A 16,015-nucleotide genomic window follows, 5' to 3' on the forward strand; every position below is an offset into this window, starting at 1 on the left:
CGCTGGAGGATCTATCCCGGCGGGCTTCCAGCAGGCCCGGTGGCAGTCGATTGAAAGAACTCGCCCCGCCGGTCGGGGCGGGGCGAATTCCGACGGGATCAGACGCTAGGCGGCACTCCTGGTGTAGAACGCCCAGCCGGCCCCGCCCCCGATGTAGTAGCACGCCTTTGCAACTCGAACGTAGGAGTTGTTGTAAGCGGGGCTCGACGATGCCGCCACGCACGCGCTCTTCGTGGAGTAAGGGCCGTGCTGCGTCAGGGTCCCCGCCGCTTGCGCGGCGGACGGTGCTCCTAGAGCCGCGACGCACACGAGTACTGCGGCGACGGTCCCGGTAATTGTTTTGCGCATAATTGCCCCCCTTGGGCTTTTCTCTGTTGACTGCCGACGGGTGTCGACCGGGGGAACGTAGCCGGTTGGCCGCGGCGCGGATGACGTCTCGATGGACCGGCCGAGGGGTGATTGGTCGACCGCGACACGCCGCTTCACCTCGGGGTCGGCTCTTCTTCACCTCGGGGCCGGCTCGTCGCTACCGAGAAGGCAGCGGGCGAAGGGCGTCGTCGACGCTCTCAAGCTCACTGGTCACGGCGACGTCCTCTGACACCGGATACCGCTAGCCGTGGCATCCGGTTCCGCCCGATGCCGCAGCGTGTGGCGGTCGCGTGACGCGAGATTGCGTCTTTGTAACCATTGCCGCGCACGGCGGCTCCTGGGCCACGAGCGCGCCGACACAGTAGGTAACGTGACGGAATCGTCCCCCGAACCCGTTGGGGGCATCCGTCTTGGAGGACCCCTCGTGAAGACCACGAAGAAGGCCGTCGTCAGCGGCTTCGCCATGATCGGCGCCGCCGTGTTGCTGGCCGGCTGCGGCGCAGCGCCCGAGAGCCCCGGCGGCGCGTCGGCTGGAGCCGGGGGAGACCTCGTCGAAGGTTTCACCCCCTGCATCATCTCCGACGACGGCGGGTGGAACGACCGTTCGTTCAACCAGTCCGCGAAAGAGGGCATCGACAAGGCTGCCGCCGAGCTCGGTGTCAAGGCCATCGATGTCGAGTCCAGCTCGGCCAACGACTATGCCCCGAATCTCGAGAATCTCGTCGCCGAGGGCTGCACGTTCATCGTCGCCGTGGGCTTCAAGCTGAGCGCCGACACCGTGGCTTCGGCCACGGCGAACCCGAACCTGCAGTACGCGATCATCGATGACCGTGCTGACATCGACGAGGACGGCAAGACCGACGCACCGAACATCAAGCCCCTGCTGTTCGACACCGTTCAGGCCGCGTACCTCGGTGGGTACGCCGCCGCGGCCTACTCCGCAGAGAACGGCGTGAACAAGGTCGGCACGGTCGGCGGCGTCCCGATCCCGCCGGTCACGATCTTCATGGACGGCTTCGTCGATGGCGTGAAAAAGTACGACGAGGATAAGGGCGCCAGCGTCCAAACCTTCGGGTGGGACGTCGCGGCGCAGAATGGCTCGTTCACGGGTGGTTTCGCTGCCAACGATCCGGCGAAGCAGGCTGCCAAGGGCCTCCTCGACCAGGGCGTGGACGTGCTGTTGCCCGTCGGGGGCCCCATCTACATCAGCGCCGCTGAAGCGATCCGCGACGGCGGCTCGAAGAGCGTCTTGCTCGGCGTCGACTCCGACCTGGCGAAGGCTGACGAGACGGTGTCCGACCTTGTCCTGACCTCGATCATGAAGCGCATCGACACGGCCGTCTACGACTCGGTCATGCAGGCTTCGAAGGGTGAGTTCGACGTCACTCCGTACGTCGGCACGCTCGAAAACGACGGTGTGGGCCTGGCTGATTTCGGCTCCGCGTTCACGCTGCCCGACGGTCTGACCGACGAGATCTCCGCTCTGCGCGAGCAGATCATCTCGGGTTCGCTAGAGGTGACTTCGCCCAGCTCCCCGTAAGGCTGGTGCGCCTCACCGTCAACCGACCGGACGTGCGGTCCGGTCGGAGGACGGTGAGGGTGAGTCGTCGCATCCAACGGTCGGGCCCCGTTCTCGTGGGGACCATGGTTACGCTGGTGTGACATCGCCGCGGTCGGCCGGACCTAGAGTCCGACCGACCGCGGCTTCTTTCCGTCTGCAAACGTCTCGAATAGGGTGCACAGCATGAAGCTCGAGCTCCGCGGCATCACCAAGCGGTTCGGCTCCCTGGTTGCGAACGACCACATCGATCTGGTCGTCCAGCCTGGTGAGATCCACGCGCTCCTCGGAGAAAATGGTGCCGGTAAATCCACTCTCATGAACGTCCTCTACGGCCTGTATCAGGCGGATGAGGGTCAAATTCTGCTGAACGACGTCGTCCAGCGATTCCGCGGTCCGGGCGACGCCATGGCCGCGGGTATCGGCATGGTGCACCAGCACTTCATGCTCATCCCCGTCTTCACCGTCGCCGAGAACGTCATGCTCGGTCACGAGAACACCAAGGCCTTGGGCGCGCTCGATCTGAACGCAGCACGCACACACGTGCGCGACGTCGCCCGCCGATTCGGTTTCGAGGTAGACCCCGACGCTCTCGTCGGCGACCTGCCCGTCGGTGTTCAGCAGCGCGTAGAGATCATCAAGGCGTTGTCTCGGGATGCCAAGGTCCTGGTGTTCGACGAGCCCACCGCCGTGCTCACTCCGCAGGAGACCGACGAGCTCATGGGAATCATGCGTCAGCTGCGCGATGAGGGCACATCCATCGTGTTCATCACGCACAAGCTGCGCGAGGTGCGCGAGGTAGCCGATCGCATCACGGTGGTCCGCCTCGGCCGGGTAGTCGGCGAGGCCGAGCCCACTGCCAGTAACGGCGAGCTCGCCTCCCTGATGGTCGGCCGTGCGGTTGAGCTCACCGTGGTGAAGGATGCGCCGAAGGCGTCGGCATCCGGAGGTCTTTCCATCCGGGATCTACGCGTGGTCACCTCGGAGGGAACCGTAGTCGTCGACGGAATCGACCTCGATGTGCGCCCGGGCGAGATCGTTGCGATCGCGGGCGTGCAGGGCAACGGTCAGACCGAGCTCGTCGAAGCCATCGTCGGCCTCGCCGACAACGTGACCGGCACTGTCGATCTCGATGGCTCAGACCTCGTCGGTAAGAGCGTGCGTGCGATCCTCGACGCGGGCGTCGGGTTCGTGCCAGAAGACCGCAAGGAAGACGGACTGGTCGGCGGGTTCAGCGTCGCCGAGAATCTCATTCTCGACCGCTCCTCCGACACGGCGTTCGTCTCCGGGGGAACGATAAAGCGGGCGGCCCTCGGGGCATTCGCCCGCGACCGCATCGCGGAGTACGACATTCGGACGCAGTCTGCATCCACCCCCGTGGGCACTCTCTCCGGCGGTAATCAGCAGAAAGTCGTGATCGCCCGCGAGATGAGTCGCCCGCTGAAGCTGTTCGTCGCCGCCCAGCCCACCCGCGGCGTCGATGTCGGCTCCATTGAATTCATCCACAAGCAGATCGTCGCCGCGCGCGATGCGGGCGTGCCCGTCATCGTCGTGTCGACCGAACTCGACGAGATCGCCGCCCTCGGCGACCGCATCGCGGTGATGTACCGCGGCGGCATCGTGGGCGTCGTGCCGGGGAACACCCCCCGCGAGGTCCTCGGGCTCATGATGGCGGGCGAGCAGCCCGCGGAGGAGACAGCGTGAGCGGCCACATCCCGGGCACGGGCGCGAATGGCGAATCCGGTCTCCCGGCGGAGCAACTGCCGACCGCCTCGGGACCCCTGACGGGACACCCATCTGCCGAGACGCCCGCCCCGCCGCGCACCAACCAGTTCCTCACGGAGCTGATGCGTTCGTCGTGGATCACGACGGTACTCGCCGTCGTCGCGGCCATGATCGTCGGTGGCATCCTGATGGCGGCCACCAACGATCAGGTGCGCACGACTTCCGGGTACTTCTTCGCGCGTCCCGGCGACATGCTGGCCGCGATCTGGAACTCGGTGTACGGCGGATACGAGGCGCTGTTCCGTGGTGCGGTGTTCAACTCACGCGTCGAAGACTTCGGCGCGCAGATTCGACCCCTCACGAATACGCTGGGCTTCGCGGCGCCTCTCATCGCCGCGGGCCTCGGCGTGGCGTTGGCGTTCCGCGTCGGTCTGTTCAACATCGGCGGGCGCGGTCAGATCCTCATCGCCTGCGCCTTCGCCGGCCTGATCACTTTCAACCTCGATCTGCCCATGATCGTTCAGCTGCCTCTGACGCTCATCGCCGGTATCGCCGGCGGTGCGATCTGGGGCGGTATCGTGGGCCTGCTCAAGGCGCGGACGGGTGCGCATGAGGTCATTCTGACGATCATGTTGAATTACGTCGCGTATTACCTCGTGACGTGGATGGTTCGCACACCGGGGTTGCTGCAGCGCCCCGCGGGCGATCAGCCGATCTCGTCGGCCACCCCCGCCAACGCGCAATTCCCCGAACTCTTCGGTCCGCAATTCCCGCTGCTCGACCTGGGGTTCGTGTTCGTCGTGGCGGCCACGGTCTTCGTGTGGTGGCTCATGGAGCGCTCGAGCCTCGGCTTCCGCCTCCGCGCGGTTGGCGAGAACCCGCACGCGGCCCGCGCGGCCGGCATCTCGGTTCCACGTATGTATATCTACGCGATGCTGTTCGCCGGCGGCCTCGCCGGCCTCGCGGGCATGAACCAGATCCAGGGCTCGGTGACGACCGGCTTCGACGGTCTGATCGATGCAGGGATCGGTTTCGATGCGATCACCGTTGCGCTCCTCGGCCGCAGCCGCCCGTGGGGCGTTTTCGCCGCGGGCATCCTCTTCGGTGCACTCAAGTCTGGTTCGTTCACGATGCAGGCGTCGCAGGGTATCCCCGTCGACATCGTGCTCGTGGTGCAGGCGCTCATCGTGCTCTTCATCGCGGCACCGCCCTTGGTGCGCACGATCTTCTTCCTCCCTCGAAGTGAGGCCGAGCGTGCGGCCAAAGACCGGGCCAAGGCGGCCAAGAAGGCGGTGGCGGCATGACTGGGACGCATCTCGCGAATGACGCGATCCCGTTGACGACCGTGCGCGTTCGCCACCTCAAGCTCGCGGTGAGCTTGACGGTCGTGACTGTGCTGCTCGTCCTGCTGTTCGCCCTCGTGCCGCGGGACGGGCAGAGCACCTTCCGCCTCGGCGATCCGGCCTCGAACATCGACCTCGGCAGTGTCTCCGTACCCACGGCCGTCACCAGCTGGGGTGTCCTCGTCTTCCTCGCCCTGCTCACGGTCTGGTCGGTGTGGGAAGCCATGAGCTACCGGCGAACTGCGCTCTGGCTACCGATCGTGTTCGGTGCGTTCGCCGTCTTCGCCTTCCTCGTGTGGGCTGCGGCTGACGGGCTCGTTCCGGTGACGGGTCTGCTCTTCGGCGCGCTATCGCTGTCGGTCCCGCTGATCTTCGGTGCCCTGGGCGGCGTGATCGGCGAGCGTGTCGGCGTCGTGAACGTCGCCATCGAGGGCCAATTCCTCTTCGGGGCGTTCAGCGCCGCGCTCGTAGCCTCGCTCACCCGGAGTCCGTTCCTCGGTCTGATCGCTGCCATGGTCGGCGGCGTCCTTGTGGCATTCGTGCTCGCCGCGTTCTCGATCAAGTACCTCGTCGACCAGGTGATCGTCGGTGTCGTGCTCAACGTGCTCGTGACCGGCCTGACCGGATTCCTCTACGGTGCGTTGCTCGTGCCCAACGAAGACGTGCTGAACAGGCCCGAGCGCTTCCCTCGCTGGGAGATCCCCCTCCTCGGTGACATTCCGATCATCGGCCCCGTGCTGTTCAACCAAACCCTCATCGTCTATTTGATGTACGCCGTCGTGGCCGTGGTCGCCTGGGGTCTGTATCGCACGCGCTGGGGGCTGCGCCTTCGCGCCGTCGGTGAGCACCCGCAGGCAGCTGACACCGTCGGCATCAAGGTCAACTCGAGCCGCTTCTGGAACGTGTCGCTCGCTGGCGCCATCGCCGGCATCGGCGGGGCGTACTTCACGCTCGTGTCAGTGGGGCAGTTCACCAAAGAGATGACGGCAGGGCTCGGCTTCATCGCCCTCGCCGCGGTCATCTTCGGCCGGTGGGATCCGCTGCGCGCGACCCTCGCCGCGTTGCTCTTCGGATTCGCCACCAATCTGCAGAACCTGCTGACAGTGCTCCGCACCCCCATCCCCAGCGAGTTCATGCTCATGCTGCCCTACGTGATCACCATCATCGCGGTGGCCGGCTTCGCGGGTCAGATCCGCGGCCCCGCGGCCGCCGGCAAACCGTACATAAAAGGCTGATCAGGCCCGTTACCCCCCCCCATGAGAGGACCCCTCACACCACGATGACCGACATCGACTGGGACGAACTCCGTTCCGCCGCGACGGATGCCATGCACCGCGCCTACGCGCCCTACTCCCGTTTCAAGGTGGGCGCCGCCGCGCTCGTCGCCGACGGCCGCATCGTCTCGGGGTGCAACGTCGAGAACGCCTCCTACGGGGTCACGCTGTGCGCCGAGTGCGGCCTGGTGTCCGAGTTGCACATGTCGGGCGGCGGCCAACTGGTCGCTTTCGTGTGCGTCGACGGCGAGGGCCGCACGCTCATGCCGTGCGGTCGGTGCCGTCAGCTGCTGTTCGAGCACGCCATCCCCGGGATGCTGCTCGAGACGGTCAGCGGCATCCGCACCATCGACGAGGTGCTGCCCGACGCGTTCGGTCCGCGCGAGCTCGAGGAGGCCGCACGATGACCACTGTGCACCCGCACGACGCGGTCGAGGTCATCCGCACGAAGCGCGACGGCGGCGCCGTCTCGGAGTCGGCCCTTCGGTGGCTCATCGAGCACTACACGAAGGGCTACGTCTCGGACGCCCAGATGGCGTCGTTCGCGATGGCCGTGCTGCTGCGCGGCATGGAGCGCGACGAGATCCGGGTGATGACGGATGCCATGATCGCCTCGGGTGAGCGCATGGACTTCTCGTCGCTGGGCAAGCCGACGGTCGACAAGCACTCCACCGGAGGGGTGGGCGACAAGATCACCCTGCCCCTGGCGCCGCTCGTGGCCGCCTTCGGCGTCGCCGTTCCGCAGCTGTCGGGCCGTGGCCTCGGGCACACCGGCGGCACACTCGACAAGCTCGAGTCGATCCCCGGCTGGCGCGCGGCGCTGTCGAACGACGAGATCATGGCGCAGCTCGCCGACGTCGGCGCGGTCATCTGCGCCGCCGGATCCGGCCTCGCCCCCGCCGACAAGAAGCTGTACGCACTACGCGACGTCACCGGCACGGTCGAGGCGATCCCGCTCATCGCCTCGAGCATCATGTCGAAGAAGATCGCCGAGGGCACCGACTCGCTCGTGCTCGACGTGAAGTTCGGCTCGGGGGCGTTCATGCAGGACATCGACCGCGCGCGCGAACTCGCCCGCACGATGGTGGCGCTGGGGACCGACTCGGGCGTGAACACCACCGCGTTGCTCACCGACATGAACACCCCGCTGGGCTTGGCCATCGGCAACGCCAACGAGGTGCGGGAGTCGGTCGAGGTGCTCGCCGGCGGCGGCCCCGCCGACGTGGTCGAGCTGACGGTCGCCCTCGCCCGCGAGATGCTCACCCTCGCCGGCCAGCCCGACGCCGACGTCGAGGCGGCGCTGAAGGACGGCCGCGCGATGGACGTCTGGAAGCGCATGATCCGCGCGCAGGACGGCGATCCGGATGCCGCCCTCCCGACGGCCCGTGAAACCCACACCGTCGTCGCCGAGCGTTCGGGTGTCGTCACCCGCATCGAGGCTCTGCCCTTCGGTGTCGGTGCCTGGCGTCTGGGCGCCGGTCGTGCGCGTGCGGAAGACGCCGTCGTGCACGCCGCCGGCATCGATCTGCACGTCGCGCTCGGTGAGAAGGTCACCGCCGGTCAGCCGCTGTTCACCCTGTCGGCCGATGACGGCGCCCGCTTCGACCGCGCGCTCGGTGCGGTCGACGGAGCCTGGGAGATCGGCGACGCGGCCCCCGCGGCATCCCCCCTCGTCCGCGAACGCATCACGGCGTGATGTCCTCTCAGCGAAGGAACACCATGGCATCCGACGACGTCCGCATCGGCGACCGCGCGGTGCGGGACCTCCCCAAGGTGTCGCTGCACGATCACCTCGACGGGGGTCTCCGCCCGCAGACCGTGCTGGAGCTGGCCGACGAGATCGGCCTCGACCTCCCGGCCCGCGACGCGAAGGGACTCGGGGCGTGGTTCTCGGACCACATCGACGGCGGGTCGCTCGAGGACTACCTCGAGAAGTTCTCGGTCACCGTCGGCGTGATGCAGACGCGCGAGGGACTCGTGCGCACCGCGAAGGAGTTCGTCGAAGACCTCGCGGCCGACGGCGTCGTCTACGGCGAGGTGCGGTGGGCGCCCGAGCAGCACCTCACGCGCGGCCTCACCCTCGACGAGGTCGTGGATGCCGTGCAGGAGGGCATCGAAGAGGGCGAGGATGCCGCCGACGCGCGCGGCCACGACATCCGTGTCGGGCAGCTGCTCACGGCGCTCCGCCACAACGCCAACGCCCGCGACGTCGCCGAGCTCGCCGTGGCCTGGCGCGGCCGTGGCGTGGTCGGCTTCGACCTCGCCGGACCCGAGGACGGCTTCCTGCCGTCCGGCCACCGCGCGGCGTTCGACTACCTCGCCGACCAGTTCTTCCCGACGACCGTGCACGCGGGCGAGGGTGCGGGACTGGCATCCATCCGCTCCGCCCTCATCGACGGTCGCGCCCTGCGACTCGGCCACGGTGTGCGCATCGCCAACGATCTCGACGTCGTCTCCCGCGAGGGCGAGGAGGTGCAGGTGACCTTCGGCGACCTGGCCCGCTGGGTGCGCGATCGCGAGATCACGCTCGAGCTCTCGCCGACGTCGAACCTGCAATCGGGGGCCGTCACGGCGTGGGGCGACACGATGGACGCCCACCCGTTCGACCTGCTCTACCAGCTCGACTTCTCGGTCACCGTGAACGTCGACAACCGTCTGATGAGCGCGACCTCGCTCACCCGCGAGCTGGGCCTGCTGGCGCAGGCGTTCGACTACGACCTCGACGATCTCGAGGCGTTCCAGCTCAACGCCGCAGCGGGGGCCTTCCTGCCGGTGGAGGAGCGCGAGGAGCTCATCGAGATCATCTCGGACGGGTTCCAGCGCTAGTCGCCGCGCCGGCGTGCGTCACGGCCGTCGCGCGCGGTGCTCGTCGCCTGAGTGTCCACGACACCCGGACCGTTCTTCGGAACGTGCGGGTGTTCTGGACTCTCACGCGTGCAACGGCGACGGACTGCAGGGGTGGGCGCCGGGCGCGCGTGGGTCGAGTGTCCAGGAATCGCCGTCTGCGCCGCCGGTGTGCGGCGTGTCGTGGACACTCGACCGGGGTGGCGTACTCAGGGAGCGGCGGCGGCGACCGTGTACCGCGTACTCGGCCGCCCGGCGGTGGTGTAGTCGAGGCTGCGCACGCATTCCCCGTCGTCCGCGAGGTGCTCGAGGTAGCGCCGGCAGCTGACACGTGACAGTCCGAGGTGATCGGCGACCTCGGCCGCGCTGGCGGACCCCAGTTCGACCAGGGCCGTGCGCACCAGGTCGAGCGTGGGGCGCGACAGGCCCTTCGGCAGGGGGCGCTTCGTCACGGGACGCAGCACCGCGTCGACGCCCTGCTGATCGAGCGAGCCGGCGACCGCGGCGGAGGACCGCCTCTCGGCGAGGACGTCGTCGATGCGCGCGTGCAGATCGCCGGCGGTGAACGGTTTGACGAGGTAGTGCTGCACGCCCATCAGCCGGGCCGTGCGCACGGTGTCGACATCGCGCGCCGCCGTCACGGCGATCACCTCCGGCTGCACGAGCGAGCCGTCGGCGCGCACGGAGCGCAGGGCGTCGAGGCCCGAGAAGCCCGGGAGGTGCACATCGAGCAGCACGAGGTCGGGCTGGAGCTCGGCCACCGCGGACACGGCATCCGGTCCGCTGCCCGCCGTGCCCACGAGTTCGCACCCCGGATGCGCCGACACGAACCGGCCGTGCAGCGATGCCACGGCGGGGATGTCGTCGACGACGAGGACGCGCAGCATCACGACACCCGCTCGGCCACGGGGAGGACGACCTCGAACCGCGCACCGCCGAGGGGGGAACGCTCGACGCGGGCCTCGCCGCCCCGCCGGCGCGCGACTCGTCGCACGAGCGCCAGACCGATGCCGCGGGCGCGGACGTTGGTGCCCTTCGTGCTCACGCCCTCGTCGAACACGTGCGCGCGGAGCGCATCGGGCACCCCGGCGCCGCTGTCGTCGACGCGCACGCGCACCGAGGAGTCGGTGGCATCCACCGTCACCCGCAACCGGTCGCCGGGGCGGCATGCCTCGAGGGCGTTGTCGACGAGGTTGCCCACCACGGTGATGAGGTCGCCGATCGACTCCGGCGCGGGAGTGCCGTGCGCGACGACCTCGAGGGCGACGTCGAGCTCGCGGGAGCGGGCGATCTTGACCGACAGCAGCGCGGTCAGCTCGCTGCCGAGGGCCGCGGCATCCGGTCCCGGATCCAGCGGTCCGCCCGGTCGCACCTGCGCGATGAACTCCCGCGCGTCATCCCACGCGCCGAGCTCCAGCAGGCCCGACACGACGTGCAGCGAGTTGGCGAACTCGTGCGCCTGCGCGCGGAGTCCCTCGGTCAGCGACTGCTGCCCGTCCATGCTGCGAAGGGCCTCGTGGAGCTCGGTGTGGTCGCGCAGCAGCAGCGTGCCGCCCACGACGCGACCCCGGTCGTCGCGCAGGCCGGTCGACCGCGCGATCACGGGACGCTCGCCCGCCAACACCAGCCGCCCCTCGGGCTCGCCGTCTTCCATCACCTGCAGGAGCGGCCCGTCGAGCGTCTCGTCGGCGCGGCGTCCGCTCAACGGCCCTCGACCGATGAGGCGCTCGGCGGCGTCGTTGGCACTCGTGACGATGCCTCGGTGGTCGACGCGGATCACGCCCTCGCTGAGGCGGTGCAGCATCGTCTCGCGCTCGCCCACGAGCTCGGCGATCTCGTCGGGCTCCAGCCCCAGGATGCGGCGGCGGATCAGGGCGGACACCCATGCGGCGCCGAACACTCCGGCCACCGCGGCTCCGCCGAACGCCAGCAGGAGGCCCGGGAGGCGCGATTGCAGGTCGGCGGCCAGCTCCGACTCGAGCACTCCCACCGACACCGCGCCGATGACCCGGGCGCCCTCGTCGTCGGCGCGGGTGTCGCCGTCGGAGAAGATCGGCACCTTCACGCGGTACGACGTGCCCAGCGTCCCCGTCTCGGTGCCCGACCACACCTGTCCCGAAAGGGGGATCGACGGGTCGGTCGACACGCTCTCGCCGATGCGGTCGGGGTTCGGGTGCGACAGACGGATGCCATCGAGGTCGGTCACCACCACATAGGTCAGCGCCGACGCCTCGCGGATGACCTCGGCTACGGGTTGGATCGCCACCGAGGGGTCGGGGTCATCGAACGCCTCGACGATGACGGGCAGGCGCGCGATCGACAGCGCCACCCCGACCATGCGCTCGCGGTAGGAGTCGCGGATCGCGTTCTCCTGGATCCAGACGGTGACGATGCCCGCCCCGAGGGTCACGACGCACACGATCAGCGCCTGCAGCAGCAACAGCTGCAGTCTCAGCGACAGTGCTCGGACCACGGTTCATTGTCTCTCGTGGCGTGTGTCCGGCGCAGGCCGGCGTGCGACCAATAGTTGCCGAACTCGTCGTTAGTTGCACAAGCGCGACGGCCGACTTCGGCGCTGCCTACGGTGAGCCATCAGCGGGGAGGCGACGGAGCCTCCTCGAACTCGAAGAGGAGTACCGCGCATGCGTCGCACCACCATCGCCCTCGTCCCCCTGGCCGCGCTGTCGCTCGCAGCCCTCACCGGATGCAACCCGCAGGGTGCGGGCGCCGGGGGAGCGGCCGCCTCCGACGACGCCGCGTCGATCGACTCCGTGAACATCGTCGTTCCCGCCGACCCGGGCGGCGGCTGGGACCAGACCGGTCGCGCCGTCTCGGACGTGCTCACCGGTGACGGCCTGGTCGGCACCGCGGCGGTCAGCAACGTCGGCGGCGCCGGCGGCACGGTCGGCCTCGCCTCGCTCGCGAACGAGCGCGACCCGTACACCCTCATGGTCACGGGCCTGGTGATGGTCGGCGCGGTCGAGACGAACGCCGCTGAGAACCGCATCGAGGACACCACCCCCATCGCGCGCCTGACCGAGGAGCCGCTCGTCGTCGTCGTGCCCGCCGCGAGCGAGTTCCAGACGCTGAAGGACCTCGTCGACGCGGTCGTCGCCGACGGCCAGGGCGTCACCATCACCGGCGGATCCGCCGGTGGCGCTGACCACATCCTCGCGGGACTCCTGCTCGAAGAGGCCGGCCTCACCGGCGCGGACATCACCGAAAAGCTCAACTACGTTCCCAACGCCGGTGGCGGCGAGGCCGTGTCGCTCCTGTTGGGCAACAACGCCGCGGCCGGCATCTCGGGTGTGGGCGAGTTCGCCGAATACGTCGAGTCGGGCGACCTGCGCGCCCTGGCTGTGTCGAGCGAGGAGGCGGCGACACTGCTGCCCGATGTTCCCACCATGACCTCCGAAGGCTTCGACGTCGTCTACACGAACTGGCGCGGGCTGCTGGCCCCCGGCGGGATCAGCGAAGCGGATGCCGCCGGCCTCACCGCCCTGGTGACCGAGATGCACGAGTCGGGTGCGTGGAAGACCGTGCTCGAGGAGCGCGGCTGGACCGACGCCTTCCTGACCGGTGACGACTTCACCTCGTTCGTCGACGAGAACATCGTCGACGTGTCGGGGACCCTGAAGAACATCGGGTTGGTCTCGTGACGACCACCGACCTGCCGGGGGCGTCGTCCGTCCGCCCCCGGTGGGGCGCCGAGCGCATCGGCAACGCGATCTTCGCGGGCGTCGTCTTCGCTCTCGGCGTCTTCGCCCTCGTCGGGGCCTTCGCCATCCGCGTGCCCGCCGGCGCGGCGATCGGCCCGCAGGTGTTCCCCTTCGCCGTCGCGGTGATCCTGCTCGGCTCCGGTGCGGCGCTGGTGATCGCGGCCCTCCGGGGCCAGGTGGCGCCGCGCGAAGAGGGCGAGGACATCGACCCGGATGCCAAGACCGACTGGTGGACGATCCTCAAGCTCGTCGCCCTCCTCGTCGCCGTCCTGCTGCTGCTCGAACTGCTCGGCTGGTGGATGGTCGCAGCCCTGCTGTTCGGCGGCGTCGCCTGGACGCTCGGGGCCAAGCGCCCCTGGGTGGCCTTCCTCGTCGGGCTCGTCATCGGCATCGGCACCCAGCTCCTCTTCGGTGAGGGCCTGGGCCTCTTCCTTCCTCGCGGGGCCGCCTTCGACTGGTGGTACGGCCCCGGACCCCTGTTCGGCTAGGAGACCGTCGACATGGATTCTGTCAACTCCCTCATGGAGGGCTTCGCCACTGCGCTGCAGCCGGAGTACCTGCTGTTCGCGCTGCTGGGCGTGGTCATCGGGACCGCGGTCGGGGTGCTCCCGGGCATCGGCCCGGCCATGACCGTGGCACTGCTGCTGCCGCTGACCTACACGCTGTCGCCGACGGCGGCGATCATCACCTTCGCGGGCATCTACTACGGCGGGATGTACGGTGGCTCGACCACCAGCATCCTGCTCAACACCCCGGGTGAATCGGCCTCGGTCATCACCGCGATCGAGGGCAACAAGATGGCCAAGCTGGGCCGCGGGGCCGCGGCCCTGGCGACGGCGGCGATCGGCTCGTTCGTGGCCGGCACCATCGCAACGGTCCTGCTGACCCTCTTCGCCCCCCTGCTCGCGCGGTTCGCGGTCAACCTCTCGCCGGCCGACTTCGTCGCCCTCATCGTGGTGGCCTTCATCACCGTCGGCGCGCTGCTCGGCTCCTCTCCCGCCCGCGGTCTCGCCTCGCTCGGCATCGGACTGCTCGTCGGCCTCATCGGCACCGAGGCGACCACCGGTCAGGCGCGGTACACGATGGGCGTGCTCGCGCTGTCGGACGGTGTGAGCGTCGTGCTCGTGGCCGTCGGGCTGTTCGCGGTGGGGGAGACCCTCTACGTCGCCGCGCGCCTGCGCCACGGACCGATCCCGGTGATCCCGGTCACGCGGGGCTGGCGGAACTGGATGACGCGGGAGGACTGGCGACGCTCGTGGAAGCCGTGGCTGCGCGGCACCTTCATCGGCTTCCCGGTGGGCACCATCCCCGCCGGCGGCGCCGACGTGGCGACCTTCCTCTCCTACGCGAGCGAGAAGAAGCTGTCGAAGAACAAGGGGCAGTTCGGTCGCGGAGCGATCGAGGGCGTCGCCGGTCCCGAGGCCGCGAACAACGCGGCCGCGGCGGGCGTGCTCGTGCCGCTCCTGACGCTGGGCCTGCCGACGACGGCCACCGCGGCCATCATCATCACGGCGTTCCAGTCGTACGGCATCCAGCCCGGGCCCCAGCTGTTCCAGAACCAGGGCGACCTGGTGTGGGCGCTGATCGCGAGCCTGTACATCGGCAACGTGCTGCTCATCGTGCTGAACCTGCCGCTGGCGGGGCTGTGGGTGAAGGTGCTGCAGATTCCGCGTCCCTATCTCTACGCCGGCATCCTCACCTTCGCGGTGCTGGGCGCGTACGCGGTGAGTTTCTCGACGCTCGACATCGTCATCCTGCTGATCGTCGGGGCGTTGGGGTACTTCATGCGGCGATTCGGGTTCCCGATCGCCCCGCTCATCGTGGGGTTGATCCTCGGGCCGATGGGCGAGCAGCAGCTGCGCAAGGCGCTGCAGTTGAGCCAGGGCAACGTCGCCGATCTCGTGCTGCACCCCTTCGCCGCGTCGGCGTACGTGCTGCTGGCGGTGTTCCTGGTCGTGGGTCTGTGGCTGAAGCGTCGTCAGAGCCGCTTCGAGCGGGCGCTCGAGGCGTCGCTCGCCGCCACCGAGGGGCACCCGCAGGCCGGCGTCGACCACCTGTGGGAGTCGGGTGAGCGTCCGACCGACGTGCGCACCGAGTCGATCCGCGCGGAGCTGGCCGCCGAGAAGGCTCGCGCCGCCCGCGACGAACCGCCCCGCGAATAGCGCGTCCCCGCGCCCCGAGTGTCCAAGACACGCGGATGCCGAGTCCTGGCATCCGGAGTGTCTTGGACACTCGCGCGTTCAGCGCCGCCGCGGAGGGCGGCCGGCCCACCAGACGTACACGCCTGCGGCGACGAGGGCGGCGGCGAGCACGAAGATCCACCAGGGGAAGGTGGGGATGTCGGGGTGGGCGCCCGCGCCGTCGAGCTCGGACTGGGGAGTCGGGATGACGCGCTCGCCCGTCACGAGGATGCGGTGGCTGTTCACCCCCAGCGGGGTGCAGGTGACGAGGGTCACCAGATCGCGGCCCACCACCGGGGCGAGGGATTCGGTGTCTTCGGGCTCGACGACGCGCGTGTCGACGACGCGGTAGACGAGCACCTCGCCGAAGACCTCGATGGTGAACGTGTCGTCGAGGCCGACCCGGTCGAGGTGGGTGAACAACTCCGCGGTCGCGAGCCCGCGATGAGCCGTCAGCACGGAGTGCGTCGTCTCTCCGCCCACCGGCAGCGCGGTGCCCTCGAGGTGCCCGACGCCCTCGTAGAGCACCTGCTCGCTCGTGCCGTGGTACACGGGGAGGTCCACGTCGATCGCGGGGATCTTCAGCCGTGCCATGAGGCCCGCGGCATCCGATCGCAGCTGCTCGGCGTAATCGCTGGTCTGATCGGGGGAGTTGGCCAGGGGGAGGCGTTCGTTCGCGGCGATCTCGGCCCCGCCGTCGATGAGGCGGGAGTTGTACGCCCGAGCGGCGTCGAGCTGGTCGGCGAGCGTGTCGGCGCCGAGGTCGCGGATCTGGTTCGAGTAGCCGTCGATGACCTGGGACTGCACGTATTGGGCGAACCAGGCGGCCACCGTGGGGTACATCAGCAGGCCGACCCCGACGAGGGCCCCCAGTGCGAGCGCCAGGGAGACGAGCGAGAGCTTCCACTTCGGACGCCGGAGGTCGCGCCGGAGCGGCGCGGAGGAGGGGGACGACGGCGCGGCATCCCGCCGCACCGTCGCCCCCTTCGTCATCGCGTGATCC

13 protein-coding genes are annotated in these 16,015 nt (G+C 69.2%); 10 read left to right on the forward strand and 3 right to left on the reverse strand.

From position 1 onward, the window contains the following. The first annotated feature begins 832 nt into the window (after positions 1-832). From QRO03_RS00875 to QRO03_RS00905, 7 genes are all read left to right on the forward strand, one after another. On the forward strand, positions 833-1,909 hold the full coding sequence (locus tag QRO03_RS00875; RefSeq protein ID WP_285135874.1) for a BMP family lipoprotein: 1,077 nt from the start codon (positions 833-835) through the stop codon (positions 1,907-1,909). A gap of 204 nt (positions 1,910-2,113) precedes the next feature. Then, a complete protein-coding gene (locus QRO03_RS00880; RefSeq protein ID WP_285135640.1) occupies positions 2,114-3,631 on the forward strand; it encodes an ABC transporter ATP-binding protein in 1,518 nt (505 codons plus the stop codon). Then, positions 3,628-4,956 carry an ABC transporter permease gene (locus tag QRO03_RS00885; protein WP_285135641.1) on the forward strand — a complete coding sequence of 443 codons (1,329 nt, stop codon included), beginning with the start codon at positions 3,628-3,630 and terminating at the stop codon, positions 4,954-4,956. The genes QRO03_RS00880 and QRO03_RS00885 overlap by 4 nt, the downstream gene beginning before the upstream one ends. Continuing rightward, the gene (locus QRO03_RS00890; protein WP_285135642.1) at positions 4,953-6,230 is read left to right on the forward strand and encodes an ABC transporter permease; all 1,278 of its coding nucleotides are present in this window, start codon (positions 4,953-4,955) and stop codon (positions 6,228-6,230) included. Before QRO03_RS00885 ends, QRO03_RS00890 begins: the two co-directional genes overlap by 4 nt. Before the next feature lie 44 nt (positions 6,231-6,274). Then, positions 6,275-6,676 carry a cytidine deaminase gene (locus QRO03_RS00895; protein ID WP_055834370.1) on the forward strand — a complete coding sequence of 134 codons (402 nt, stop codon included), beginning with the start codon at positions 6,275-6,277 and terminating at the stop codon, positions 6,674-6,676. Further along, entirely contained in the window at positions 6,673-7,965 is a 1,293-nt protein-coding gene (locus QRO03_RS00900; RefSeq protein ID WP_285135643.1) for a thymidine phosphorylase, read from the forward strand. The genes QRO03_RS00895 and QRO03_RS00900 overlap by 4 nt, the downstream gene beginning before the upstream one ends. A gap of 23 nt (positions 7,966-7,988) precedes the next feature. Next, entirely contained in the window at positions 7,989-9,095 is a 1,107-nt protein-coding gene (locus QRO03_RS00905) for an adenosine deaminase (RefSeq protein ID WP_285135644.1), read from the forward strand. A gap of 227 nt (positions 9,096-9,322) precedes the next feature. Here QRO03_RS00905 and QRO03_RS00910 read toward each other — a convergent pair whose 3' ends face one another. Both QRO03_RS00910 and QRO03_RS00915 read right to left on the reverse strand, forming a co-directional pair. Then, the gene (locus tag QRO03_RS00910) at positions 9,323-10,000 is read right to left on the reverse strand and encodes a response regulator (protein WP_285135645.1); all 678 of its coding nucleotides are present in this window, start codon (positions 9,998-10,000) and stop codon (positions 9,323-9,325) included. Further along, on the reverse strand, positions 10,000-11,586 hold the full coding sequence (locus QRO03_RS00915; RefSeq protein WP_285135646.1) for an ATP-binding protein: 1,587 nt from the start codon (positions 11,584-11,586) through the stop codon (positions 10,000-10,002). Before QRO03_RS00915 ends, QRO03_RS00910 begins: the two co-directional genes overlap by 1 nt. Before the next feature lie 169 nt (positions 11,587-11,755). On the opposite strand from QRO03_RS00915, the gene QRO03_RS00920 reads away from it, so the two are divergent. From QRO03_RS00920 to QRO03_RS00930, 3 genes are read left to right on the forward strand one after another with little or no spacing between them, the layout of a single operon-like run. After that, complete coding sequence (locus QRO03_RS00920; RefSeq protein ID WP_285135647.1) at positions 11,756-12,772, forward strand: Bug family tripartite tricarboxylate transporter substrate binding protein; 1,017 nt, start codon at positions 11,756-11,758, stop codon at positions 12,770-12,772. Further along, positions 12,769-13,320 (forward strand): tripartite tricarboxylate transporter TctB family protein, encoded by a 552-nt coding sequence (locus QRO03_RS00925; RefSeq protein ID WP_285135648.1) that lies wholly within the window; start codon positions 12,769-12,771, stop codon positions 13,318-13,320. The genes QRO03_RS00920 and QRO03_RS00925 overlap by 4 nt, the downstream gene beginning before the upstream one ends. 12 nt (positions 13,321-13,332) lie before the next feature. Then, on the forward strand, positions 13,333-14,994 hold the full coding sequence (locus QRO03_RS00930; protein ID WP_285135649.1) for a tripartite tricarboxylate transporter permease: 1,662 nt from the start codon (positions 13,333-13,335) through the stop codon (positions 14,992-14,994). A 78-nt stretch (positions 14,995-15,072) separates the two neighbouring features. Here the strand turns inward: QRO03_RS00930 and QRO03_RS00935 are convergent, their stop codons facing one another. Next, on the reverse strand, positions 15,073-16,005 hold the full coding sequence (locus tag QRO03_RS00935) for a class C sortase (RefSeq protein WP_285135650.1): 933 nt from the start codon (positions 16,003-16,005) through the stop codon (positions 15,073-15,075). Between the last annotated feature and the right edge of the window lie 10 nt (positions 16,006-16,015).

This window comes from Microbacterium sp. lyk4-40-TSB-66, assembly GCF_030209475.1.
Lineage (GTDB): Bacteria > Actinomycetota > Actinomycetes > Actinomycetales > Microbacteriaceae > Microbacterium.